This window comes from Paraburkholderia sp. BGA-UO-ETr-F12, assembly GCF_059567945.1.
This window is the reverse complement of the sequence record NZ_JCAQOZ010000032.1, coordinates 221,611-245,055: the sequence shown is the minus strand read 5'-3', so window position 1 is coordinate 245,055 and position 23,445 is coordinate 221,611. Positions and strand designations below refer to the sequence as shown.

The 23,445-nt window shown below is 62.9% G+C and carries 21 protein-coding genes; 14 read left to right on the top strand and 7 right to left on the bottom strand.

The genetic code is table 11. From position 1 onward, the window contains the following. Positions 1-120 precede the first annotated feature (120 nt). Both AC57B6_RS16195 and AC57B6_RS16190 read left to right on the top strand, forming a co-directional pair. The gene (locus AC57B6_RS16195) at positions 121-1,332 is read left to right on the top strand and encodes a tyrosine-type recombinase/integrase (protein ID WP_496421699.1); all 1,212 of its coding nucleotides are present in this window, start codon (positions 121-123) and stop codon (positions 1,330-1,332) included. A gap of 304 nt (positions 1,333-1,636) precedes the next feature. Then, the gene (locus tag AC57B6_RS16190; RefSeq protein ID WP_167346783.1) at positions 1,637-1,798 is read left to right on the top strand and encodes a hypothetical protein; all 162 of its coding nucleotides are present in this window, start codon (positions 1,637-1,639) and stop codon (positions 1,796-1,798) included. A gap of 97 nt (positions 1,799-1,895) precedes the next feature. Here the strand turns inward: AC57B6_RS16190 and AC57B6_RS16185 are convergent, their stop codons facing one another. Beyond that, positions 1,896-2,219, bottom strand: coding sequence for an ecotin precursor (locus tag AC57B6_RS16185; protein WP_106356061.1), 324 nt, complete (start codon positions 2,217-2,219; stop codon positions 1,896-1,898). A gap of 266 nt (positions 2,220-2,485) precedes the next feature. Here AC57B6_RS16185 and AC57B6_RS16180 point away from each other — a divergent pair, with 266 nt between their 5' ends. The 8 genes from AC57B6_RS16180 to AC57B6_RS16145 all read left to right on the top strand — a co-directional run bounded on the left by AC57B6_RS16180 (position 2,486) and on the right by AC57B6_RS16145 (position 12,066). Further along, positions 2,486-4,111 (top strand): methyl-accepting chemotaxis protein, encoded by a 1,626-nt coding sequence (locus AC57B6_RS16180; RefSeq protein WP_035520474.1) that lies wholly within the window; start codon positions 2,486-2,488, stop codon positions 4,109-4,111. Between the two features lie 75 nt (positions 4,112-4,186). Beyond that, complete coding sequence (locus AC57B6_RS16175; protein WP_496421698.1) at positions 4,187-4,651, top strand: chemotaxis protein CheW; 465 nt, start codon at positions 4,187-4,189, stop codon at positions 4,649-4,651. Beyond that, positions 4,648-6,132 carry a CheR family methyltransferase gene (locus AC57B6_RS16170; protein WP_496421697.1) on the top strand — a complete coding sequence of 495 codons (1,485 nt, stop codon included), beginning with the start codon at positions 4,648-4,650 and terminating at the stop codon, positions 6,130-6,132. Before AC57B6_RS16175 ends, AC57B6_RS16170 begins: the two co-directional genes overlap by 4 nt. A 10-nt stretch (positions 6,133-6,142) precedes the next feature. Further along, positions 6,143-6,814 carry a chemotaxis protein CheW gene (locus AC57B6_RS16165; protein WP_235429684.1) on the top strand — a complete coding sequence of 224 codons (672 nt, stop codon included), beginning with the start codon at positions 6,143-6,145 and terminating at the stop codon, positions 6,812-6,814. Then, positions 6,811-9,252 (top strand): hybrid sensor histidine kinase/response regulator, encoded by a 2,442-nt coding sequence (locus AC57B6_RS16160; protein WP_496421696.1) that lies wholly within the window; start codon positions 6,811-6,813, stop codon positions 9,250-9,252. Before AC57B6_RS16165 ends, AC57B6_RS16160 begins: the two co-directional genes overlap by 4 nt. A 17-nt stretch (positions 9,253-9,269) precedes the next feature. After that, positions 9,270-10,286, top strand: coding sequence for a chemotaxis response regulator protein-glutamate methylesterase (locus tag AC57B6_RS16155; RefSeq protein ID WP_144193353.1), 1,017 nt, complete (start codon positions 9,270-9,272; stop codon positions 10,284-10,286). 71 nt (positions 10,287-10,357) lie between these two features. Beyond that, positions 10,358-11,467, top strand: a complete 1,110-nt coding sequence (locus AC57B6_RS16150; protein WP_028197648.1) for a diguanylate cyclase — start codon at positions 10,358-10,360, stop codon at positions 11,465-11,467. Positions 11,468-11,595: 128 nt separating this feature from the next. Further along, positions 11,596-12,066, top strand: coding sequence for an HIT family protein (locus tag AC57B6_RS16145; protein WP_178369128.1), 471 nt, complete (start codon positions 11,596-11,598; stop codon positions 12,064-12,066). A gap of 141 nt (positions 12,067-12,207) precedes the next feature. Here AC57B6_RS16145 and AC57B6_RS16140 read toward each other — a convergent pair whose 3' ends face one another. After that, positions 12,208-12,387: a hypothetical protein gene (locus tag AC57B6_RS16140; protein WP_028197647.1), complete on the bottom strand. Its 180-nt coding sequence runs from the start codon at positions 12,385-12,387 to the stop codon at positions 12,208-12,210. 298 nt (positions 12,388-12,685) lie between these two features. Here AC57B6_RS16140 and speG point away from each other — a divergent pair, with 298 nt between their 5' ends. Together speG and sap1 are read left to right on the top strand one after the other, a co-directional pair. Then, positions 12,686-13,228: a spermidine N1-acetyltransferase gene (gene speG / locus AC57B6_RS16135; RefSeq protein ID WP_028197646.1), complete on the top strand. Its 543-nt coding sequence runs from the start codon at positions 12,686-12,688 to the stop codon at positions 13,226-13,228. Between the two features lie 442 nt (positions 13,229-13,670). Then, positions 13,671-14,009 (top strand): surface attachment protein Sap1, encoded by a 339-nt coding sequence (sap1, locus tag AC57B6_RS16130; protein WP_028197645.1) that lies wholly within the window; start codon positions 13,671-13,673, stop codon positions 14,007-14,009. A 273-nt stretch (positions 14,010-14,282) separates the two neighbouring features. Here sap1 and AC57B6_RS16125 read toward each other — a convergent pair whose 3' ends face one another. The 5 genes from AC57B6_RS16125 to AC57B6_RS16105 form a co-directional block, all read right to left on the bottom strand. Next, positions 14,283-16,016, bottom strand: a complete 1,734-nt coding sequence (locus AC57B6_RS16125) for an IlvD/Edd family dehydratase (protein WP_496421695.1) — start codon at positions 16,014-16,016, stop codon at positions 14,283-14,285. Between the two features lie 39 nt (positions 16,017-16,055). Then, on the bottom strand, positions 16,056-17,060 hold the full coding sequence (araH, locus tag AC57B6_RS16120) for an L-arabinose ABC transporter permease AraH (protein ID WP_030102444.1): 1,005 nt from the start codon (positions 17,058-17,060) through the stop codon (positions 16,056-16,058). 80 nt (positions 17,061-17,140) lie between these two features. Continuing rightward, positions 17,141-18,691 carry an L-arabinose ABC transporter ATP-binding protein AraG gene (araG, locus tag AC57B6_RS16115; protein ID WP_496421694.1) on the bottom strand — a complete coding sequence of 517 codons (1,551 nt, stop codon included), beginning with the start codon at positions 18,689-18,691 and terminating at the stop codon, positions 17,141-17,143. A gap of 101 nt (positions 18,692-18,792) precedes the next feature. Next, a complete protein-coding gene (locus AC57B6_RS16110; RefSeq protein WP_030102442.1) occupies positions 18,793-19,797 on the bottom strand; it encodes an arabinose ABC transporter substrate-binding protein in 1,005 nt (334 codons plus the stop codon). A gap of 185 nt (positions 19,798-19,982) precedes the next feature. After that, the gene (locus AC57B6_RS16105) at positions 19,983-21,440 is read right to left on the bottom strand and encodes an aldehyde dehydrogenase family protein (RefSeq protein ID WP_496421693.1); all 1,458 of its coding nucleotides are present in this window, start codon (positions 21,438-21,440) and stop codon (positions 19,983-19,985) included. Positions 21,441-21,630: 190 nt separating this feature from the next. On the opposite strand from AC57B6_RS16105, the gene AC57B6_RS16100 reads away from it, so the two are divergent. Both AC57B6_RS16100 and AC57B6_RS16095 read left to right on the top strand, forming a co-directional pair. Then, entirely contained in the window at positions 21,631-22,611 is a 981-nt protein-coding gene (locus AC57B6_RS16100) for a LysR family transcriptional regulator (protein ID WP_028197639.1), read from the top strand. 157 nt (positions 22,612-22,768) lie between these two features. Next, on the top strand, positions 22,769-23,323 hold the full coding sequence (locus AC57B6_RS16095; RefSeq protein WP_030102440.1) for a YaeQ family protein: 555 nt from the start codon (positions 22,769-22,771) through the stop codon (positions 23,321-23,323). Positions 23,324-23,445 lie beyond the last annotated feature (122 nt).

The following is a 23,445-nucleotide window of genomic DNA, read 5'->3' as shown; positions in this document are numbered from 1 at the left end:
TGTGCAGCACCACGCACCCGCACATGCTAAGTCTGTTGACCCAAAATCGCTGATTTTGTTGGTACACAAAGCGTAAGCCGGTTTAGAATTCCCGGCTATCCCGGTACCCAACGAATCACCATGCCAAAACTAGCCGCTCCGCTCACCGAGGCGCAAATCCGCGCACTCGAACCGCGCGCCACCCGGTATTGCGTCGCTGACGGCAACGGTCTCGTTATCGAAATCATGACGACGGGCACCAAGGTCTGGCGCTTCCGCTATTCGTTGAACGGCAAGCGTCAGCCGCTCGTCACGATCGGCGACTATCGGATGATTTCGCTGCGTGTTGCGCGCGCCAAGGCGCAGAAATACGCCGAGATGGTTGCAAATGGCGTGTCGCCAGTAGCGACAGCGCGCCGTGACCGCGGAGCCGAGAGCAAGGTCGAGGTGTTGCGCGAGGGCGCGGAGCTTTATCTCGCCACGGAGATGGCCGGCAAGTCGGCGGAATATCAACGCACCACGCGGCGCGCGCTCGAAAAAGACGTGCTTCCCGCGCTTGGCGCCAAGTCGATCAAAGCCATCACGGCTGACGACATCCGCGCGATATGCGACCAGATCAAAGGCCGCGGCGCGCCCAAGATGGCGCTGCATACGCGCAACGCAGTCAAGCGACTCTACGAGTATCTGATCGCCCGGCAACTCGCGACGACCAATCCGGCTGAGCTTATCCCGGCCCGCTTCATCGCGACGCCGGACAGCCGCACCCGCGTGCTCGCCGCAGACGAAATAGGCACCATGTTGCGGGCGATTTACGCATCGAACATCCGACGTCCGCTGAAATTGGCTTTGCACCTGCTGGTGCTGACGATGGTACGGAAATCGGACATCGTTGAGGCAGCCTGGTCAGAGTTCAGCCTCAACGCAGCACGCTGGACGATCCCCGCCGCGCGGATGAACAAGAGCCGCGACCATGTGGTGTATCTCCCGCATCAGGCCGTCGCTCTGCTTCGCGAGCTTCAGGAGACCAAGGCCAGTCGCAATTTCGTCTTCCCGAGCGTCAGGGGTGACGATCGGCCGATCGCCAAAAGCACGCTCAATCAGGCCGTCAAATCGCTCGGACTCGACGTCGAGCATTTCGTCCTGCATGACTTTCGACGCACCGCCGCGACCCACCTGCGTGAAATGGGGCAGCCTTCGGACGCGATCGAAAAAGCACTCGCGCATACCGTCAAAGACACCCCGGGCGGAGCCGGCCATGCTGAGCACACGGCGGAACAGCGTCAGATCTTGCAACTGTGGGCGGATTTCGTCGACATGCAAATCGAGAGCGGCCGACCACGCGTGGCCGGCTGAGTGCGGCAGCGGCAGGTATGCCAAACACGGCTAGCGGCTGGCGCCGGACCGGTTGCCGTGGCTTGTCTGATCATTGGCCAGCGACATGCTTGATGGTACACAACCAAAGAAATATCAAGCCAAACTCACCACCCATCAAAGAGAGCCCTCACTTTCGCTAGGTTCTCAATCGCCCTGCCACAAGCCCTCTCAGCCCATTCACGTCAATACCGCCGCGTTGCCGGCCAACTCATCACAGCGTCCTTTTTTCCCGCCATTCATCGCCTAAACTGAAGCATGGATGCAAGCCGGGACGGAGGCCCCCATGTCAGAATCGTTGATGGCTTATTTGCTGGGACCGTTAGTCATGCTGGTGGTCGGCGTGGTGATCTGGGCCGCGTCCCACTATCGCGACAAATCAAAGCCCGAGCGCCTCGAGCGCTGGCTCGATACGCATTATGCGGAGTGGCTGCACCACAAGCACTGAGTAGAGACACCCAACAAGACAAGGCCGTCGCGTGTTGCGACGGCCTTTTTCTCTGTAGTGTGCGGGCGCCGCGCCCGCACACGCCCGCGCACATCGATCACCAGCCGGGCTGGGGCTGCTGCGGATACCCATATTGTTCCGGCGGCGCACCGCAGCCCACATATGCACGCTGGTACTGGTCATAGCAGTACCCCGGCGGCGGCCCGGCGTACACGGGCGCCGGCTGATACGCAGGCTGCGCATAGACAGGTTGCTGGTAAGCGACCACAGGCGCCGGATTCAGCGCGGAGGTCACCACGGCACCCAACAGGGCCCCGCCGATCAGCGCACCGACCACATCGCCACCATTGCCATGAGCCGACGCCGGACCCGCCACGCTCAGGCTGCCCACCACCAACAACGCCACCGCAATCTTTTTCATGTTTCGCTCCCGCCGTTCAGGCATGGAGCGGATTGTGTACGGTGCGCGCGGAAATAGATGCTGCAGTTGGTAACTGGGCATTACGGGTGTAACCCCTTAGGCGCAATACGCCACGCCGACCGCCATCCGCTCTTATGATCAATGTAAAATTCGCGGCAGACCCGTCGGCAAATCCGCCGACCCGTAAAGCTTTCCGATCCTTCGACCCCGAGACCTGCAAGTCGACGTCGGCGTTGAAACCAAGCAAAAAGTTAAGGGGCGTGCGCGTGAAACAATGGACCATCCGCCAACGGATTCTGTGCAGTTTCGGAATTGTGCTGATCGTGATGCTGGCAATGGCAATTGTCACTTTCGAGCAACTCGGCGGCATCGACCGCGACGCAAAGAGCCAGCAGGAAGACTCGATGCCGGGGCTCTACTACGCGACCGCCATGCGCGCGGCCTGGTTTGAGAACTACTCCGTGACGCAGCGCCTCATCTACGTCGATACGGACCCCGAATCCATCAAGCGCGACAACACCCGTTTGCAAGAGACCGAGCAAACCCTCCAGAAGCTCCTCGGCGACTACGGCGCGACCATCTTCCGCGACAACGACCGTGAGTTCTTCAACGCCTTCCGCCAGCAACACGCGCAGTACCTGCCGATCCAGACGTCGCTGCTGAATGCGTTGCCGGCTTCGAAGGAGAACGCCGCGCGCATCTTCAACACCGAACTCACGCCGGTATGGGAGGCGGGCCGGGTGTCGGCACGCAATCTGGTCGAGAACAACAAGGCCGACGCCGATAAGGCCGCCGAAAGCATCCGCAGTTCGGTGGAGGCCACCCGTATCGTGCTGCTCGTGATGCTGCTGCTCGCCGCCATTGCGGCCATTCTGGCCGGTTACTGGCTGCTGCGCGCGGTCACCACGCCGATGGCGAAGGTGCTGCAAGTCGTCGACGTCATGCGCACGGGCGACCTCACGCAACGTCTGCAATTGAATCGCGCGGATGAAATCGGCGCGCTCGAAGCCGGCTTTAACCGCATGACCGACGAGCTCACCGCGCTGGTCGGCCAGGCGCAGAAGTCGGCGGTTCAGGTCACCACGTCGGTAACGGAAATCGCCGCGACCTCGCGCGAACAGCAAGCCACCGCGAATGAAACCGCGGCCACTACCACCGAGATCGGCGCCACGTCGCGAGAAATCTTCGCGACCTCGCGCGATCTGCTGCGTACCATGAACGAAGTGTCCGAAGTGGCCGGCCAGTCGGCAGCGCTCGCCGGCACCGGCCACGCCGGTCTCGCTCGCATGGAAGAAACCATGCGCCTCGTGATGGAGGCAGCCGGCTCGGTCAACGCGAAACTCGCGATCCTCAACGAAAAAGCCAGCAACATCAACCAGGTTGTCGCCACCATCACCAAGGTCGCGGATCAGACCAACCTGCTCTCGCTGAACGCGGCAATCGAAGCAGAAAAGGCCGGCGAATACGGCCGCGGGTTCGCCGTCGTGGCCACCGAGATTCGCCGTCTCGCGGATCAGACCGCCGTGGCGACGTACGACATTGAACAAATGGTCAAGGAGATCCAGTCGGCGGTAGCGGCGGGCGTGATGGGCATGGATAAGTTTTCCGAAGAAGTCCGGCGCGGCATGCTCGACGTGCAGAACGTGGGCGGCCATCTCACGCAGATCATCCAGCAGGTGCAGCAGCTCGCACCGCGCTTCTCGATGGTCAATGAAGGCATGCAGACACAAGCCACGGGCGCCGAGCAGATTACCCAGGCGCTGACGCAGCTCTCGGAGGCCGCGCAACAGACAGCGGAATCGCTGCGCCAGTCGACCCAGGCGATCGACGATCTGACGCACGTCGCCAATAGTCTGCGCACCGGTGTGTCGCGCTTCAAGGTGGTGGCCTGACGCGCCACCACTGGCTCATTCAGACACGCACGCTGAAGCCGACTATTTGCACGCCACCTCACTCAACCCACGCCGATGCTCTTCATCCTCTTCACGCTCGATAGCGAACGCTACGTGATCGACGCGGCGCAGGTGGAGCGTCTGATGCCGCTCACACCGCAGTCGCCGCCGAAGGCGATTCCCGGTGCGCCCTCGTGGGTCGCGGGCGTGCTCGATCACGAAGGCGCAGCGCTGCCGGTGATCGATCTGCCGGCGCTCGCGCTCGGCCGTCCCGCCGCGCAGTTGATGTCGACCCGCGTCGTGCTGGTGCGCTATCCGCATGCCGGCACGGTACGCCTGCTCGCGCTCCTGCTCGAAGGCGCCACGCGCACGATTCGCCTCGCCGCCGAAGCGTTTCACGATGCCGGCATCGACATGCCGCACGCCCGCTATCTGGGCCCGGTCGCGAGCGAAGCGGGCGGTCTGGTGCAATGGATTCGCGTCGAGCATCTGCTGCCCGACGACGTCAAAGCGCTGCTGTTTCCCGAGGCGCACGCATGAACGCCCATCACGACAACGCACCGCTCTATCGACGCTTCACCGATCTTCTGCATCGGACCATCGGGCTCGATGCGGCATCGCTCGGTCATAGCGCGATCGAACGCGCGGTCGATCAGCGCGCGGCCGCCTGGTGCGCGGACGGTCACACCGATGCCACGCTTGCCGATTACTGGGAGGCTGCGCAAGCATCGCCTGCCATGGTGCAGGCGCTGGTCGAAACCGTGGTGGTGCCGGAGACCTGGTTCTATCGCGACGCCGATGCGTTCAAAGCGCTCGCGCGTCTCGCGTCCGAACGCCTTGACGAACGCGGCACCGCGCTGCCGTTGCGGATTCTGAGCCTGCCCTGCTCGACCGGCGAAGAACCGTACACGATCGCGATGACGCTGCTCGACGCCGGTATCGACGCCGCACACATGCGCATCGACGCGATGGATATCAGCGAACGCTCGCTGGCTGTCGCACAGAAGGCGGTGTACACCCGCAATTCGTTTCGCGGCAATGCGTTGGCGTTTCGGGACGCGCACTTCACGCGTACCGGAGACGGCTGGCGTCTCGCACCGCGCATCGTCGATGCGGTCCGGTTCTCGCGTGCCAACCTGATGCAACTCGATGCCACGACGCTTGGTATCTACGATTTCGTGTTCTGCCGCAACGTGCTGATTTACTTCGACCGCGATGCACAACAAACGGCCTTGCATGCGCTTAATAGCGTGCTGGCCGAAAACGGCACGCTGTTCGTCGGCCCTGCAGAAACCGGACTGCTGATGCGTTATGGCATGCAGTCGGCGAAGATTCCGTTGGCGTTCGCATTCCGCCGCGCCACGTCGACGGAAACGCAATTCAACGGCTGGCACACCGCGCCGCTCGCCACCGCGGCGGCACTGGCCATGACGCATTCGCCCGTGCCCGCGCTCGCGCCGCCGCAAGTGTTTTCGGCAGAACCCTTCGCGTGGCCTGATCCGGTGGCGCGCACGCCGTTCAATGCCGGCTCTTCACAGGCGTTTCGAGAAACTCCGCAAGTGCGCTCGACATTGAACGACGATATGCCGAAGTACGCGTCGCAAGCGCCGGCCAACGGCGTATGGAACAGCGCGGCCGTTCCTTTGAAACCCGCCGCGCAACCGGACGATCGCACGCTGCCACACAGCGCGCCGCCCATCAGCGCCGCGCGCGACACGCTGCAATCCGCGCACGCGCTGGCCGATGCGGGCCGTCTGACGGACGCCGCGAACGCGATCAACGCTTATCTGGAACAGCATGCGCCGCATGCCGACGCGTTCTATCTCCTCGGCGTGCTGGCCGACGCCAGCGGCGATACAAACCTCGCCCGCGGCCAGTATCGCAAGGCGCTCTATCTCGACCCGCAGCACGCCGAAGCGCTCGCGCATCTGGCCACGCTGCTCGAACTCGAAGGCGATCGTAACGGTGCGCGTCTGTTGATGGAACGCGCGTCGCGCGCGCAGGGAGCGCAACGTGGTTGAGGAGCGCACCGTGACCTTCGACGATTGCTGGAATCGCATTGGCGTGCGCGGCGATTCGTCGTGCGAGCGGCTGACCGAGTACGTGCGTTGTCTGAATTGCCCCGTGTTTGAAGCGGCCGCGGCCAAATTGCTGGAGCGTCCGATTCCCCTTGTGGATCTCTCGCTACATGACGCGCGGACCTCACCGCATCAGCAACGGCAGCAACACAACCCGCAGGGCGCGACTGAGTCGTTCCTCATCTTCCGGATTGGCCGCGAATGGCTCGCGCTGCCTACGCCGATCTTCAAGCGTATCGTGCAGACGCGGCCGATTCATACCTTGCCGCACCGGCAGCATCGCGCAGTGCTAGGCGTGGTGAATGTTCAGGGCGACTTGCTGGTGTGTCTGTCGCTCGCGCATCTGCTCGGTTTCGAAACCGACACCACAGCAGGCGACGATCAGGCGCGCCACGATCTGCCGCGTTTGCTGGTGGTCTCGCGCGCCGAAGAGCATGCGGTATTTCCCGTCGACCAGGTCGACGGCGTGCATCGGATCGCGGTTGCCACCTTTTGCCCGCCGCCCGCGACGCTCTCTCACGCGGCCGCCGCGCATACGCGCGCCGTGGCCCCGTGGCGCGGCATGACGGTCGGCCTGCTCGACGCCGATGCGCTGTTCGATACCTTGAACCGGAGTCTCGGATGACGGACGACCCGCGCCGCCCGTCGCTGATCGATCTCTTCCGCGAGGAAGCGCGGACCCAGGCGCGCGTGCTCAACGACGGCCTGCTCGCCCTCGAACGCGCGCCGCGCGATGCCGCCGCGCTCGAGGCCTGCATGCGCGCGGCGCATTCGCTGAAGGGCGCGGCGCGTATCGTCGGCGTGCAGGTGGGTGTCGAACTTGCGCACGCGATGGAGGATTGCTTCGTCGCGGCGCAGGAAGCGCGCGCGTTACTCGATGCCGCATGGATTGATGAGTTACTGCGCGGTGTCGATATCGTTGCGCGCATCGGCAATGATGAGGATGAATCGGCGCGTGACGCGGTGAGTGCGTGCGTCGCGTCGTTGCAAGCGCGTATGGCCGGTATCGTGCCGCACGGCGCGGCGATGCGGCGGGAAGGGCTGCCGCAGGCCGCTGCTGCGCCAACCGCGAATCCTGCTCGCGTCGCCGGATCTGTGTCCGGCGCGGCCACGGAACCGCAAGCCGCATCTACCGACGCGGCCCGTGACGCAGACGCCGCGTTCAATCTGCTCGCCAACGCTCTGCGCGCCGAAGCCACACCGGCACCGGCCACGTCAGCCGGCACGACAGGCAATCCGTGGGCGGCCGATTCCACCAGCGCGCCCGCCTCAAGCGCCTCCAGTCCAGCCGGAACAAGCCGCCTGACGACCGACCCCGGCCGCATGCTGCGCGTACGCGCCGACAACCTCGACCGGCTCCTCTCGCTATCCGGCGAATCGCTGGTCGAATCGCGCTGGCTCAAACCCTTCGCGCAATCGATGCTGCGCGTCAAGCGTGTCCAACGTGACGGCTCGCGTGCGCTGGATCAGTTGCACGAAGCACTTGCCGATCTGAAGCTCGATCCGCGCACGCACGCCGCGCTCGAAGAATTGCGCCGCCTCACTGCCGAATCGCAGCATCTGCTCGCCGAGCGTCTGGCCGATCTGGAGAGCTTCGACCGCCGCTCGACGCATCTGTCGCAACAGCTTTACGATGCCGCGCTGCAATGCCGGATGCGCCCTTTCGGCGACGGCACCGGCGGTCTTGCGCGCATGGTGCGCGACGTCGCGCGTTCGCTCGGCAAGAAGGTGCGCTGGCAACTGGTGGGCGAATCGACTCAGGTGGATCGCGACATCCTCGATCTCCTCGAAGCGCCGCTCGGCCACCTGCTGCGCAACGCGATCGACCACGGTATCGAAACACCGGCAATTCGTCTCGCGCGCGGCAAGTCCGAAGAAGGCACGCTCACGCTCGACGCGCGCCATACCGCCGGCTCGCTGCTCATCACCGTCACCGACGACGGAGCGGGCATCGACCTCGAGGCCTTGCGAGCCTCGATCGTGCGCAAAAAACTGGCGAGCGCCGACACCGCCGCGCGCCTGTCCGAGGCCGAACTACTCGAATTCCTCTTCCTGCCCGGCTTTTCGTTGCGCGACCAGGTCACCGAGGTCTCGGGCCGTGGCGTCGGACTCGATGCGGTGTACGACGTCGTCAAGCGCGTGCGCGGCACGGTGCGCATCACGCACGAACCCGGCCTCGGCACGCGCGTGCAGTTGCAGTTGCCGCTGACGCTTTCGGTGATCCGCAGCCTGCTCGTCGAAGTCGCGGGCGAGCCGTACGCCGTGCCGCTCGCGCATGTCAACCGCACGCTGCACGTGAGCCGCACGGAGATCGAACTGCTCGAAGGCCATCAGCACATTGCCTTCGACGGCCGCCGCATCGGCGTCGTCACCGCGCATCAGATTCTCGATACGGCGCCACCCGCCAACGAAGCCGAACCCGTCAGCCTGATCGTGATCGGCGACGGCGAAAAAACCTACGGCGTGGTGGTCGACCGTTTTCTCGGCGAACGGATGCTGGTCGTGCAGCCGCTCGATCCACGTCTCGGCAAGATCAGGAACATCACCGCCGGCGCGTTGATGGAGAACGGCGACCCGGTGCTGATCGCGGATGTCGACGACTGGCTGCGCTCGGTCGAGAAACTCGTGGCGGGCGGCGATCTGAAACACACGCAGCACGGCGCCGCCCTCGCCGCCCGGCGCGTCACCCGGCGCGTGCTGGTGGTCGACGATTCGCTCACCGTGCGCGAACTCGAACGCAAACTGCTCGCCACACGCGGCTACGACGTGACGATCGCCGTCGACGGCATGGACGGCTGGAACGCGGTGCGCAGCGAGCGCTTCGACCTCGTGATCACCGATATCGACATGCCGAGAATGGACGGCATCGAACTCGTCACGCTCATCAAGCGCGACCCGCACCTGCAGGCCCTGCCGGTGATGATCGTGTCGTACAAGGATCGTGAAGAGGACCGCCGCGCCGGCCTGAACGCGGGCGCGGATTACTATCTGGCGAAAGGCAGTTTCCACGACGAAGCATTGCTCGACGCAGTGCGCGATCTGATCGGCGAAGCTTACGGTTAAACCCACGGGTAAAACGGATGAAAATCGGAATCGTCAATGACCTGCCCCTTGCCGTCGAAGCGCTGCGCCGCGCACTGGCCGCACGCCACGACTACGAGGTGCTGTGGGTCGCGCAGGACGGGCAGCAGGCCGTCGATTTCTGCGCCGCGCAGCGGCCCGACATCGTGCTGATGGATCTCGTGATGCCGAACGTCGACGGGATCGAGGCCACGCGCCGGATCATGGCGAAGGCGCCGTGCGCGATCCTGATCGTAACCGTCGACGTAGGCGCGAACGCGTGGCGGGTCTATGAAGCAATGGGCGCGGGCGCGCTCGACGCCGTGGATACGCCCTCGCTGAGCGGCCCGGACGCGCACAGGAGCATCGCCACCCTGATCGCGAAGATCGACCGCATCGCCGCGCTGGTCGCGGAACGCAACGCGCCTGGCACTGCCGCTGCGGCGGAAACGAAAAGCGTGACCAATCGCGACACGCCGCTGGTGGCGATCGGCGCCTCGGCGGGCGGCCCGGCGGCGCTCGCCACCCTGCTCGGCGGTTTGCCGAAGGATTTCCCGGCCGCCATCGTGATCGTCCAGCACGTCGACGCGGCGTTCGCCGCCGGTATGGCCGACTGGCTGAACCAGCAGTCGGCGCTGCCGGTGCGGATCGCGAACGAAGGCGACCGGCCGCAAGCCGGCGTCGCGCTGCTCGCCGCCACCGACGATCATCTGCACCTGAAATTGCCCAGCGTGCTCGGCTATACGAACGTGCCGGCCGAAACGCCCTACCGGCCTTCCGTCGACGTGTTCTTTCATAGCGTGGTGGCCCGCTGGCCGGCGCGCGCGATTGGCGTCCTGCTGACCGGCATGGGCCGCGACGGCGCGATCGGGCTGAAGGCGATGCGCACCAAGGGCTACCACACGATTGCGCAGGACGAGGCGACCTGCGCCGTATACGGCATGCCAAAGGCGGCCGCGGCACTCGATGCCGCCGCCGCGATCCTGCCCCTGCCCCGTATCGCCGCGGCGCTAGCCGCCGCCATCGGCGCGGGCTAAGGCAGGGCAAGCACGCACTAGCCACAGACTAGCTCGCTAAGACTCACTGACACTCATTCTGGCTGACCAACATGGACACTTCCAAACCGTATCAGAACGCTACCGCGCCGGACGCCGCAGAACACGACGCGAACGCGCAGGCGTACGCGATGGACGCGCCCAACAGCGCCATCGACGACGCGTTAGCCCGCATCCTCGATAGCCCGTCTGCCGCCGAATGCCCGATCATGGTGCTGCTGGTCGACGATCAGGCGATCATCGCCGAGGCGGTCCGCCAGGCGCTGGCTGACGAAGGAAGCGTCGATTTCCACTACTGCGCGTCGCCTGAAGATGCGCTGCGCTGCGCGGAGGAAACCCGCGCGACGGTGATCCTGCAAGACCTCGTCATGCCCGGCACCGACGGCCTCACGCTCGTGCGGCAGTACCGGCAAAATCCGGCGACGCGCGATATTCCGATCATCGTGCTGTCGACCAAAGAGGAGCCGCTGGTGAAAAGCGCCGCCTTCGCCGCGGGCGCCAACGACTATCTGGTGAAGTTGCCGGATCGCATCGAGCTGATCGCGCGGATTCGCTATCACTCGCGCTCGTATCTGAACCTGCTGCAGCGCGACGAAGCCTATCGGGCGCTGCGCCAGTCGCAACAGCAGTTGCTCGCGACCAATCTGGAACTGCAGCGGCTCACACATTCGGACGGCTTGACGGGTTTGTCGAATCGCCGTTACCTCGATGAGTACCTGACCGCCGAGTGGCGTCGCGGCACGCGCGACAAAACCGGCCTCGGTTTCCTGATGATCGATGTGGATAACTTCAAGGCCTACAACGACACCTATGGGCACGTCGCCGGCGACGAAGTGCTCAAACGCGTCGCGCAAACCATCGAGTCATGCCTTGGACGCGCGCCCGATCTCGCGGCGCGCTTCGGCGGCGAAGAGTTTGCGGTGGTGTTGCCGGGCGCGTCGTCGGGTGGCTTGCGGCTGCTCGCCGAGAAAATCCGCCTGGCCATCGAAGGGCTCGGCATTGCGCATGCCGGGTCCGCGAGCGGCGTCGTGACGATCAGCGTCGGCGCGGCGGCCATCGTGCCGTCCGCCGCCGAACCGGTGACGACGCTGATCGAAGCCGCCGACGTCGGGCTGTACCGGGCGAAGCGGGACGGGAAGAATCAGGTCGCGGTGACTCGCTGATTGCCGGCTGGCGCCAGCGGCCCAAGAACGGGGACAGAGACGGATTCGGCGTGCTGTAACAGAGGTAGTGGACAATATCGTCGACTGCATCCCATGCTTGAACCCTACGGCAACCAAAAGGACGCGTGATGAACTACGACGACAGCAACCCCTTCGCGAAGATTCTGCGCGGCGAACTACCTTGCATCAAGGTGGCGGAAAGCGATGCCGCGCTGGCGTTCATGGACTTGATGCCGCAAGCCGACGGCCACATGCTGGTCGTGCCGAAGGAAGCGGCGGTTGAGATTTTCGACTTGTCGGACGCCTCGACGGTAGCCTGTATGCGCATGGCGCAGAAGCTCGCCATCGCGGTGCGCGCTGCGTTGCGCCCTGACGGCGTATTCATCGGACAGTTCAACGGCGCCGCAGCAGGACAAACGGTGCCGCACGTTCATTTTCACGTGATCCCGCGCTGGGAAGGACAGCCGCTGCGCATGCATGCGCGCGAAGTTGCCGACGCGGCCACACTCGAAGCCTTGGCCATGCGCATTCGCAACCATTGGCGCGCACCAGCCGACGCCACCGGCGGCCCGGACGACCGAACTGGTCATGCCCCGTAATATGTGTAATGGCTCATGAAACCAGCCGCACGCACGGTGCGGCTAGACTGGAGTCTGCCTTGTACCCACAGGGCAATTGAGTGTGGATCTCTTTTCAGCCTGCCCGAAACGGCAGGCTTTTTTATTTGCGGGTCCAATCGCTCAAAGCCGATGCCGCGCGCGCCGCAGCGGATGCCGCCAGTCGATACGCCGCGGTTTCGCGGGCATGGGCTGCATGTCGTGCAAATGCCGATGCTCCTGCCACAATTCGTCGGAGAAAAGAAACGCGACGATAAGTAGCGGGATGACCAGAAAGGCGCCTAATATCAAGTGCTCGATCACGGTAGCCTCCATCGCAAGAGCCTGATTTCATTGTAGAGCACCGCATGTGCCCATACGGTGCCAGGCCCCTCACAAATTTGCGATAAGGCGTGAAAAAGTGGCCTGCGACAACGCGCCGCCCCACCCTCGCCGAACCCGCGCGGCACCTCGCGCCTTACGAGAACGGCTTGCGCCGGCGTCAGGCCTTGTAAGAACTCCCCGCACCGAGCCCTGACTAACAGAAAACGCGAGCCCGGCTCTCACCCTTGGCTTGCGCGCACAACCCAATAATTCACCAATAACTCTCAAGGGGAATCCAATGACTATCGAACGCAGCAGCGAGCTCACCCTGCGGCCGCTCGAGCGCACCGATCTGCGCTTCGTCCACGAAGTGAACAACAACGCCAAAATCATGCGTTACTGGTTCGAGGAACCGTATGAAACGTTCTCCGAGTTGACCCAGTTGTATGACCAGCACGTGCACGATCTGCGCGAGCGCCGCTTCGTGGCGATCGACAACGAAGGTCAAACCGTTGGCGTAGTCGAATTGATCGAGCTCGACTACATCCATCGGCGCGGAGAATTTCAGATCATCATCGCACCGCATGCGCAGGGCCGCGGCTATGCCACTGTCGCCACCCAGCTCGCGATCGACTACGCGTTTTCGGTGCTGAACCTGCGCAAGGTCTACCTGATCGTCGACAAGTCGAACACCGCTGCCATCCACGTTTATGAAAAGTGCGGTTTCAGGCACGAGGCCGAGTTAATCGAGGAATTTTTCGGTAACGGCCGCTATCACAATGCGTTACGCATGTGCATGTTCCAGTCTGAGTTCTTCAAGACCGGTCAGCACGACGAGTAAGCTCCCCCATGCAGCCACGTGCGTCATGCGGCAACGCATAACGCACCTGGCACCGTTTATCTTCTGTACGTACACCGTTATTTCGTGTTTTTTGATTAGTCGGGTGAATGACTTTGTGTGCAATGCACCAAGTGCGCCCTCTAATTGTATTAATTCACTTAATTGGCGCCTCTCGTTTACGCCAATACGTACCGCAAAGCTTTACTGGCTAAAGCGCTGCGCCCCACCCGTCTTTTAGTTATCCGTTTCAATCCGACCGATTTAAGTGCCTGCCCAAGGTTTAAGCAGGTGCGACAGGTGGTGCGACAATTCGCCGCTGTTGCGACCGCACACAAGATGTGCTTGTCGTTCTCTCGCGTTCTCCTAAAGTGCAAGGTGCGGGTTCGACGTTAAAGTTAAATACATAGCTAACCTGAGTATTCAACCCGCACCGGAGGAAAATATGAAAACGCGAATCGCCCTTGTTTTCGCCATTGCGGGATTGGCTGCCGCTTCTGTTCAGGCGCAAGACGTAATGGTCAAGCCACAACAAACCATCCAGTTCAAGGCCAACGCGTACGGCTGTCTGTCGAAGGATAAGCTCGACGCCGCCGATGTCCACGCGCAAGCCGGTGAACAACAAAAGATGCAGGAATTCTTCTCCGGGTATCAGTGTGTTTCCACGCCAGAAAACTCGAATTTCCGGGTGGTTCGCGTAGTCGGCCATGATGTCGAATTCGTCAATGCCGCCAATAGCGATACCCAGGGCCTCTGGGCAAACGATCGATTCATTAAACAATAAGCTAAACGCCAACGCTGCGTCGAAACCCCAAAGCTTGAAGGGGTTTCAATTAACGCCAACCCTCCGGCTTTAAAAACCGGAGGGGGTGAACCTGCGAGTTAAAAAACGGCTGGGCGTGATGCCCGGCTGTTTTTTATTGCCGCTCGCCTTTGCGCTCTTTGCGCTTTGCTTTTATGTGACGCCGAAAAAAAACCGATGCGGGCTTTCGATCCGCATCGGTAATACGCCTTCTCGCAAAGCGCAGGGAGAAACGCTCAGCCGTTCAAACGGCGCTCAATGCGAATCGCGCGGCACCGGCGCGCCGCTCGACCCGACCAGAAAGTCGAGATCCGCCCCCTGATCCGCTTGCAGCACGTGTTCGACATAGAGCTTGTAGTAGCCGCGCGTGGGCGGCGCGGGCGGCTGCCACGCGGCGCGGCGGCGCGCGAGTTCTTCGTCGGTAATGTCCAGATGAAGCCGGCGGGCCTGCACGTCGAGTTCGATCATGTCACCGGTTTGCACGAACGCGAGCGGACCGCCCGCGGCCGCTTCAGGCGACACGTGCAGCACCACCGAGCCATATGCAGTGCCGCTCATGCGGCCGTCGGAAATGCGCACCATGTCCGTGATGCCTTTTTGCAGCACCTTCTTCGGCAGCGGCATGTTGCCGACTTCCGCGAACCCCGGATAACCCTTTGGCCCCGCCCCCTTGAGCACCATCACGCAATGCTCGTCGATGTCGAGCGAATCGTCGTCGATCTTCGCGTGCAATTCCTCGATGTTCTCGAACACCACCGCGCGGCCACGATATTTCAGCAGATGCGGCGTCGCGGCCGAGGGCTTGATTACCGCGCCGTTCGGCGCGAGGTTGCCCTTGAGCACCGCAATGCCGGCCTTCGGCTTGAACGGCTCGGCGAAGGTCGTGATGACCTTCTCGTCGTAGTTCGCCGCGCTGCGCACGTTGTCCCAGATCGTCTTGCCGTTCACCGTCAGCGCTTCGCGGTGCAGCAGGCCTTGCTCGCCGAGTTGCTTGAGCACGGCCGGCAAACCGCCCGCGTAGTAAAAGTCTTCCATCAGGTATTCGCCCGACGGTTGCAGATTCACCAGGCACGGCACGTCCGAGCCCAGCTCCCAATCCTCCAGCGACAACTCGACGCCAATGCGCTTGGCCAGCGCGATCAGATGCACCACCGCGTTGGTCGAGCCGCCGATCGCCGCATTGGTGCGGATCGCGTTTTCGAACGCCTGGCGCGTGAGAATCTTGTCCATCGTCAGATCCTCGCGAACCATATCGACGATGCGCCGGCCCGCCAGATGCGCGAGCACCTGCCGGCGCGCATCGACCGCGGGAATCGCCGCGTTGTGCGGCAAGCCCATGCCGAGCGACTCGACCATCGAGGCCATCGTCGACGCCGTGCCCATCGTCATGCAGTGGCCGCGCGAGCGGTTCATGCACGACTCGGCTTCGGTGAATTCTTCCTGCGTCATCGTACCGGCGCGCACTTCCTCGGACATCTGCCAGACGCCCGTTCCGGAGCCGATGTTCTTGCCGCGGAACCGTCCGTTGAGCATCGGGCCGCCCGATACGGCGAGCGCCGGCAGATTGCACGACGCCGCACCCATCAACAGAGCCGGCGTGGTCTTGTCGCAGCCGACCAGCAGAATCACGCCGTCCATCGGATTGCCGCGAATCGACTCCTCGACATCCATTGAAGCGAGATTGCGAAACAGCATCGCGGTAGGCCGCAAATTGGTTTCGCCAAGCGACATCACCGGAAACTCGAGCGGCAAACCGCCGGCTTCGTGCACGCCTTTTTTCACGTACTCGGCGAGCTCGCGAAAATGCGCGTTGCACGGCGTCAGTTCGGACCACGTATTGCAGATGCCGATCACCGGGCGTCCGTCGAATTCGTCGTGTGGGATCCCCTGATTTTTCATCCACGAACGATGCAAAAAGCCGTCGCGGTCCTTGAGGCCAAACCACGCCTGGCTGCGCAGCGGCTTTTTAGTCTGGTTGGAATCAGCCATGAAATCTCCTGTTGGCAAGCATGTAGGGCGGGGCGCGCGTCAGTGCACGCGCTTGCTACGGCGGTACTGATCGAACAGCACCGCGAGCAGCAGAATCCCGCCGCGAATCAGGTATTGATAGAAGGTCGGCACATTCATCAGGCTCATGGCGTCCTGCACGGAGCCCATGATCAGCACGCCGACCAGCACACCGGAAATCGTCGCGACGCCGCCCGTTAGCGAAACGCCACCGAGCACGCACGCGGAGATCACGCCAAGTTCGAGACCGACCGACGTTTTCGGGTCGCCGAGACTCATGCGCGATGCCAGCATCACGCCTGCAAAACCCGTTACGAGGCCCTGCAATACGAATACTGTGATCTTGATTCGGGTGACCGGCAAGCCCGCGAGCAGGGCCGCCTCGCTATTGCCGCCGACGGCCAGCACGTTCTTGCCGAACACGGTTTTCTTCAGCAGAAAACCGAACAGCACGAAGCCGACGATGTTGCTCCAGATCGGATAAGAAATGCCGAGGAACGCGCCGCCGCCGAGGTCGAAGAAGCGCTCCTCCGAGATCATCACCGCGTCGCCGTTCGACGTGATGTAGGCGAGGCCGCGCACGACCTCCATCATCGCGAGCGTGACGATCAGCGAGTTGATCCTGTAGCGCGCGACCAGCACGCCGTTGACCAATCCGACCGCGCCCCCCGCGAGCACACCGGCGGCGATACCGAGCGTCACGCTATGGGTCGCGGTGATCAAGGTGGACGCCACCACGCCGGCAAACGCAACGATCGACGCCACCGACAGATCCACTTCGCCGAGCGCGAGCACGAACATCATCGTCACGGAGATCGAACCGATCAGCGTGACGGAAAGCAGCAGCCCCTGGATGTTTCGCGAGCTTAAAAAGTCCGGCACGGTGAACGACAACACCGCGAACAGGATGACGAACACCATCACGATGCCGGACTTGTTGAGCAGGTCCCAGGTGCGTGCGGCGCGCGCGCTCAAGGCCGACGAAGCGACGGCTGGAGTAGGGGAGTCGGTTGAGGGTGTGTGCATAGTGTCTATTCCGTTTTCAATGGCGCAATCCGGTTCGGTTGCCTTGGGTTGCCATCCGTTGCCCGATACGTGTGGCGTTCCTAACGAGGCAGCGCAAGCTTGATCAGCGCATCAGGCGTGGCCTGCGCTTTCGGCAGGTTGCCGACGATGCAGCCTTCCTTCATCACGATCACGCGATCCGCCACGCCGATCACCTCGGCCAGATCGCTCGACACAACGATGACCGTGCGGCCGGCTTCAGCGAGTCCGTACAAAAGTCCATAGATTTCGCTGCGCGCGCCGACGTCGATGCCGCGCGTGGGTTCATCCATCAGGAATACGTCGATCTCTTCGGCGAGCCAACGCGACAGAATCACCTTCTGCTGATTGCCGCCGGACAGGGTGCCGATCGGTGTTTCGCCGTTACGCGTTTTGATCGAGAGCTTGCCGATGAACTCTTTCGCGGTCTGCGCTTCCTTGCGGCCGTTGAGCACGTTGAAGCGGCTGAAATGGCGGCGGCAACTGATGTTGAGGTTGTCCGATACCGAGGCAATCGAAACGATGCCTTCCTGCTTGCGATCTTCCGGACACAGCGCGACACCCGCACGCACCGCATCGCGCGGCGTGGCGAAGCGCACGCGCCGGCCTTTGAGCGCAATCTCGCCGGCCTCCGGTTTCACGGCCCCGTAGATAAGCTTCATCAACTCGGAACGTCCCGCTCCGACCAGCCCGAAGAAGCCGAGGATTTCGCCTTTGCGTGCGCTAAACGAAGCCGGTTCGCGCAGGCCACGCCCCATCAATTCCCTGACCTCGAGTTGCACACCGCCGAGTTCGCGTGAGCGATAGCCGTATACGTCGGCGATCGAGCGGCCCACCATGCAACTGATCAGGCGATCGCGATCGAGCCCTTCGCCGGCTTCGAACGTATCGATGCGGCGGCCATCGCGAAACACCGTCACGCGATCGCACAGTTCGTAGACTTCGTCCATCCGATGCGTGACGTAGATAATCGCGCGGCCCTCAGCCTTCAATGCGCGAATAATCCGGAACAGCTGCGTGGTTTCGCGCGACGATAACGAACTCGTCGGTTCGTCGAACGCGATCACGCGCGCATCGCGCATCAGCGCTTTACCGATCTCGATCATCTGGCGCTGACCGATCGAGAGATTTTTCACCTGCTGCGCAGGGTCGATCTTTTCGCCGAGTCTTTCCAGTTCGCGCACTGCGCGTGCAAGCAGCGCTTTTTCATCAAGCACGCCGAAGCGGTTGGGCAGCGCACCGAGCATCAGGTTTTCCGCCACCGTCAACTCCGGCACCAGATGCAGTTCCTGGTAGATGATCGCAACGCCCGCCGCGATAGCCGCTTTCGTGGTGATGAACTGCTGCTCGACGCCATCGAGCGACAACGTGCCCGCCACCGGCTGATTCACGCCGGACAGCACTTTGAGCAGCGTCGATTTGCCGGCGCCGTTTTCGCCCATCAAGCCGTGTACTTCGCCGCGCCGTACGTCGAGCGACACCTGGTCGAGCGCGAGCACGCCGGGAAAGCGCACGGTGATGCCGTCGAGCCGCAGATACGGGTCAGCCGACGTAAGCGCAGGTGAGTGCGCCTCTGCGGGCAGCGCCGTTTCGCCAATATGAGAAACCGTCATCAAAAAGCCTCTAGCGGGGTGGACCAGCTATGCGGGCCGCTGTCGCGTCAGTGTTAGCGTCGACGTGAAAGAAGCCCGCTTCGCGCAAACTCGACTACCGGTTAAATACCGAGTTCTTTACGCACGTCCTGCCAGTTGCTGCGCACCATCAGCTTGCCGGTGGTTTGCGTATCGGCCGGCGGCTGCTTGCCGTCCTTGATCCATTCGACGAGGTTTTCCGTGCTCTCCCTGCCGTGCATCGTCGAGCTCACGGCGATCGTGCCGTAGAAGCCCGTCGGTTCCTTCTTCTGGAACTCGGCGAATGCTTCGCCCGCACCGTTGATGCCGACGCCGATCACATCGGCCGCCGGAATGTGCAGTTGTTCGGTCGCACGAACGCCGCCCAGCACGCTTTCCTCATTGAGCGCGAAGATCACCCACTTCTTGATGTTCGGATGCTGCGCGAGCACCGGCGACGATGCGTTGAAACCGCCTTCGTCGTCGGTGGTCTTCTGCGGCGCGTCGAAGATGTTTTCCTTCTTGAAGCCGCCGGCCAACAACGTTTCCGTCGCGCCGTCGGTGCGCAGTTTGGCGGTCGGCAGTTCGTAGTTCGTGATGCGCAGCGCGCCGACTTCTTCCGGCTTCCAGCCGCGGCGCTTCATCTCTTCGGAGATCGCCGTGCCGACCTGATTGCCGATCTTGAACGCCGACATGCCCAGGTGCGGCACGTTCGGCAGCGGCTTGCCGGTGGAGTCGACCAGTTGATCGTCGACGGTGACGAACTTCATGTTGTAGCGCTTCGCACGCGCCTGAATCGCCGGTCCGAGCCGCACGTCGGGCGCGCAGATCACGAAACCTTTGGCGCCTTGTGCGCCGAGATTGTCGATCGCAGCGAGCACCTTCTCGCCGTCCGGCGTGCCGATGTTGACCACCGAGAAGCCGTCCTTCTGACCAAGCGCGGTGGCAGCCTTCTGTTCATTGATGAACCAGGCCTGCTCCGGCATCTTCACGAGGAAGCCGACTTTGAGCGGTTGATCGGCGTGCGCGGAGAATTGTGCGGCAAAGGGTGCGGCGAGGGCCGCGGCGGCGATCGCGGATAGCGTCAAACGGCGAAGCTTGCTGGTCATACCTGTCTCCTGAGGTTGAAAAGCTGCATTGATTTCGTTTATTTGCAGCGAGGGTGCACGGCGGCGTCAGCCGGAACGTGGATAAGGGTTCGGGTGAAGCGCGCAATGCGTGGCCGTGGCCGCCGTGCGGCAAGTCGTGCATCGAGAGATGGATTGACCCGTGGTCCGAGTTGCTCTCATGGCCATCAACTCGCAACGTAGGCCGTTTTCACGGCCGTCCAGAACGCTGCATCGGTTGCGCCGTAGGCCGACGCCTTGCGACCCCCACCAGGCGCGTGATGCTCAACGACGGTGGTCGGCAGATTGATCGTGACGAGGCCGCACTGCACGTGACGGCGGAAATGCCGCGCGCGGCTCAGCGAGCGCGTGCAGACGCCGGCGCATAACCCGTAGGCGGTGTCGTTCGCGAGATGCAGGGCGTGGTCGTAATCGTCGGCGTTCAGCACCACGGCAAGCGGGCCGAAAAGCTCTTCTCGCGCGATGCGGTGTTCCGGTTCGCCGACGAATAGCGCCGGTTCGAAAAAGTAACCCCGGGTCGTGCGTTCAGCGCGTTCGAGTTGACGGCCGCCGCATAGCAATTCCGCGCCTTCCTGCTGACCGATGCGCACGTAGTCGAGATTGCGCTCCAACTGCGCGGCGTTGGCGAGGGGACCAATATCCGTGCCGTGCTTCAGTGCGTGATCGACGCTGAGTTTTGCGAGCCTCGTCTGCAACGCGTCGACGAACGGCTCGAACACCGCGCGTTCGACGATCAGCCGCGACGCGGCTGTGCTGCGTTGGCCGGCGCAGCCGTAGGCGCCGCTGAGTGCTGCGTCGACAGCGCCGTCGAGATCGGCATCGGCGAGCACCACGAACGGATTCTTGCCGCCCATTTCCAGTTGCACGCGCGCCTGTCTCGCCGCTGCAACCTGTAGGACACGCGTGCCGGTTTCCGCCGAACCGGTGAAGCTGATCGCCGCCACCAGCGGATGCGCGGCGATCCGCGCGCCGACCTGCCGCCCGCTGCCCATCACCAGGTTGAATACCCCGGCCGGCAAGCCGGCCCGGCTCACGATCGATGCCAGCGCCGCCGCGCAAGCCGGCACGGATTCGGCCGGTTTGAAGACCACGCAATTGCCATAGGCGAGGGCGGCGCCGATCTTCGCGGCAGCGATCGCCAGCGGCGCGCTCCACGGCGCGATGATGCCGACCACGCCAAGCGGTTCACGCGTCACGTCGATTTCGACACCGGTGCGTGCCGATACCCCTGATTCAGCGGACACGCGAAGAGCTTCGGCGGCGAAGAACCTGAAAATCTGGCCGGCTCGCGTGGCTTCGGCCAGCGCTTCCGGCAGCGTCTGGCCGACTTCGCGCGCGAGCAGCCGGCCCAGTTCGTCACGGCGCGCCAGCATCTCGCCGCCGATCGCATCGAGCGCGTCCGCGCGGCGCTGTGCCGAACCCAGCGACCATTCGCGGAACGCCGCGCTGGCTGCTTCGATCGCGGTATCGGTCTGCCTCGCGTCGGCCCGCACGTACTCACCGACCGGCTCGTCCAGATCCGACGGATTGAGCGACACGCCCGTGGTCGCGCCCGTCTCCCAGCCGCCATTGATGTAATGGCGGAACGGACTGGCAACAAGCGGGATGAGCGGATCGCGATTCATCGACGGGAAGGCATTACCTAAGGAAAACTTGTGAGGACGCTCACAAAGTCCACGAATGGTATGAGCCGTCCCAATAACTTTCCAATCCCTTTTTCGGCTATCTCGATATCAATTTCGATATGGCATCATGGAGGCTTCACGACGACAAATCGTCCAACAGACGGCCTCAAGCCGCAGAAGGAGACAGGCCATGACGACTCGTAGCTACTCGAACTGGTTCGTGCGGGCGCGGCTCAAGACACGGCAGTTGCTGCTGCTCGCGGCAATGGAAGAGGAGGGCAACGTCCGGCGCGCCGCCGACGTGCTCGGCATGACCCAGCCCGCCGCGTCGCGGCTCCTGAAAGAGCTCGAGGACATGCTGGAGGTAAGTCTGTTCGACCGTACGCCGCACGGCATGCACGCCACGCTGTACGGCGAGGTGATGATCCGTCACGCGCGCATGGTGCTCTCGAATCTCAGCCACGCGCATGACGAAATCTCCGCACTACGCGCCGGCCTGGCCGGCCAGGTGCGGATCGGCGTGATCGCCGCGGCCGCCGCGACGATGGTGCCGCGCGCCATCGCGAGCGTGAAAGAACGTTATCCCCAGTTGCAGATCTGGGCGGAAGTGGAAACCTCGGACGTGATGCTGCCGAGACTTGCCGAGGGCGAACTGGACATCATGATCGGCCGGGTATTGGAGCGGCAAAACCAGCTCAAGGCGGAAATCCGCTACGAACCGCTCGCCGACGAGCCGCTATGTGTGGTGGCGCGTCCCGGCCATCCTCTCGAAAATGAAACAGGTTTGACACTGCGCGGAATCGTCAACGCGAGCTGGGTTTTGCACCCGCCGGGCAGTGTGTTGCGCCATCGCTTTGATCTGATGTTTTCGCAGATTGGACTGAATCCGCCCCAAAACGTAGTCAATACCAACAATTTTCTGGCAATTTCGAGCTTATTGCTTCAAAGCGACATGTTGGCGGTTTTGCCCGACGAAGTGGCGCGCCAGTACCAACAGTACGGTGTTCTCAAGCGTATACCGCTCGATTTACCGTGCAGAATGGATACATTCGGTATCATCACGCGCCAGTCGCACCTGCTTTCGCCGGCGGCCTCCATCGTGCTCGAAGCCTTGCGGGAAGCCGCAGGCGAGGTCTACGGCAGCAGCTTCGAACCGGCAGTGGCGCGATAAATGCTTCTCCCGTTGCAATAGTCGCAAATGCAGCCGGCTTTCGGCTCGGGAGGAACACGCGATGTACACCAAACACCGAACACGGCAACGCGCCGTCGACGATTCTTTTTCTGTTCGCTCCGGCTCCGGTGGGGCGAGCGCCTGGTTTAGCAACGGCATGGCTCTCAAATCGACGATTTACAAAGCAGAACTCCAGATCGCCAACATGGACCGGCACTACTACGCCGACCATTCGCTGACGATCGCCCGTCATCCCTCCGAAACCGACGAACGGATGATGGTGCGCGTCGCCGCATTTGCGCTGTTCGCGCAGGAACGGCTCGAATTCTGTAAAGGTTTGTCGGATGTCGACGAACCGGACCTCTGGCAAAAAGACCTGACGGGCGCGATCGAAACCTGGATCGAAGTCGGGCAGCCGGACGAACGGCGCATTGCCAAGGCAAGCGGCCGCTCGAACGAAGTGATCGTGATCGCTTATGGCGGCCGCACCTCGGACATCTGGTGGCAAGGAGTGCGCAGCAAGGTCGAACGCATGCGCAATGTGACGGTCTGGACGCTTGGCGAAGACGTTGCCGCCGCGTTGGGCTCGCTCGCCGAACGGACCATGCGTCTGCAATGTACGGTGCAGGATGGCGAAGCGTGGCTCGGCAGCGCCGACGCCGATGCGGTGAAGATCGAATGGACGGTGTTGAAGGCGCCTGCCAACGTCTGATGACGCGGGTAAGCGCTAGCTACCGCCGACCGCGCATGCCGCACTAACTTCGTCTACGGCTGCGCACGCCTGAATCGTTTGACAGCCGTCGGTCGCACCGGCCGGAACGTGGCCGCTACGCC

What these genes read in the sequence shown, in the direction of transcription:
- AC57B6_RS16170 (WP_496421697.1), top strand. Translation starts at nt 4,648, where the DNA reads ATGAACGCCCATCACGACAACGCACCGCTCTATCGACGCTTCACCGAT.
- AC57B6_RS16105 (WP_496421693.1), bottom strand. Translation starts at nt 21,440, where the DNA reads ATGAATCGCGATCCGCTCATCCCGCTTGTTGCCAGTCCGTTCCGCCAT.
- AC57B6_RS16095 (WP_030102440.1), top strand. Translation starts at nt 22,769, where the DNA reads ATGGCTCTCAAATCGACGATTTACAAAGCAGAACTCCAGATCGCCAAC.
- AC57B6_RS16100 (WP_028197639.1), top strand. Translation starts at nt 21,631, where the DNA reads ATGACGACTCGTAGCTACTCGAACTGGTTCGTGCGGGCGCGGCTCAAG.
- AC57B6_RS16175 (WP_496421698.1), top strand. Translation starts at nt 4,187, where the DNA reads ATGCTCTTCATCCTCTTCACGCTCGATAGCGAACGCTACGTGATCGAC.
- AC57B6_RS16125 (WP_496421695.1), bottom strand. Translation starts at nt 16,016, where the DNA reads ATGGCTGATTCCAACCAGACTAAAAAGCCGCTGCGCAGCCAGGCGTGG.
- araG (WP_496421694.1), bottom strand. Translation starts at nt 18,691, where the DNA reads ATGACGGTTTCTCATATTGGCGAAACGGCGCTGCCCGCAGAGGCGCAC.
- AC57B6_RS16190 (WP_167346783.1), top strand. Translation starts at nt 1,637, where the DNA reads ATGTCAGAATCGTTGATGGCTTATTTGCTGGGACCGTTAGTCATGCTG.
- AC57B6_RS16160 (WP_496421696.1), top strand. Translation starts at nt 6,811, where the DNA reads ATGACGGACGACCCGCGCCGCCCGTCGCTGATCGATCTCTTCCGCGAG.
- AC57B6_RS16185 (WP_106356061.1), bottom strand. Translation starts at nt 2,219, where the DNA reads ATGAAAAAGATTGCGGTGGCGTTGTTGGTGGTGGGCAGCCTGAGCGTG.
- AC57B6_RS16110 (WP_030102442.1), bottom strand. Translation starts at nt 19,797, where the DNA reads ATGACCAGCAAGCTTCGCCGTTTGACGCTATCCGCGATCGCCGCCGCG.
- AC57B6_RS16155 (WP_144193353.1), top strand. Translation starts at nt 9,270, where the DNA reads ATGAAAATCGGAATCGTCAATGACCTGCCCCTTGCCGTCGAAGCGCTG.
- AC57B6_RS16145 (WP_178369128.1), top strand. Translation starts at nt 11,596, where the DNA reads ATGAACTACGACGACAGCAACCCCTTCGCGAAGATTCTGCGCGGCGAA.
- AC57B6_RS16195 (WP_496421699.1), top strand. Translation starts at nt 121, where the DNA reads ATGCCAAAACTAGCCGCTCCGCTCACCGAGGCGCAAATCCGCGCACTC.
- araH (WP_030102444.1), bottom strand. Translation starts at nt 17,060, where the DNA reads ATGCACACACCCTCAACCGACTCCCCTACTCCAGCCGTCGCTTCGTCG.
- AC57B6_RS16150 (WP_028197648.1), top strand. Translation starts at nt 10,358, where the DNA reads ATGGACACTTCCAAACCGTATCAGAACGCTACCGCGCCGGACGCCGCA.
- sap1 (WP_028197645.1), top strand. Translation starts at nt 13,671, where the DNA reads ATGAAAACGCGAATCGCCCTTGTTTTCGCCATTGCGGGATTGGCTGCC.
- speG (WP_028197646.1), top strand. Translation starts at nt 12,686, where the DNA reads ATGACTATCGAACGCAGCAGCGAGCTCACCCTGCGGCCGCTCGAGCGC.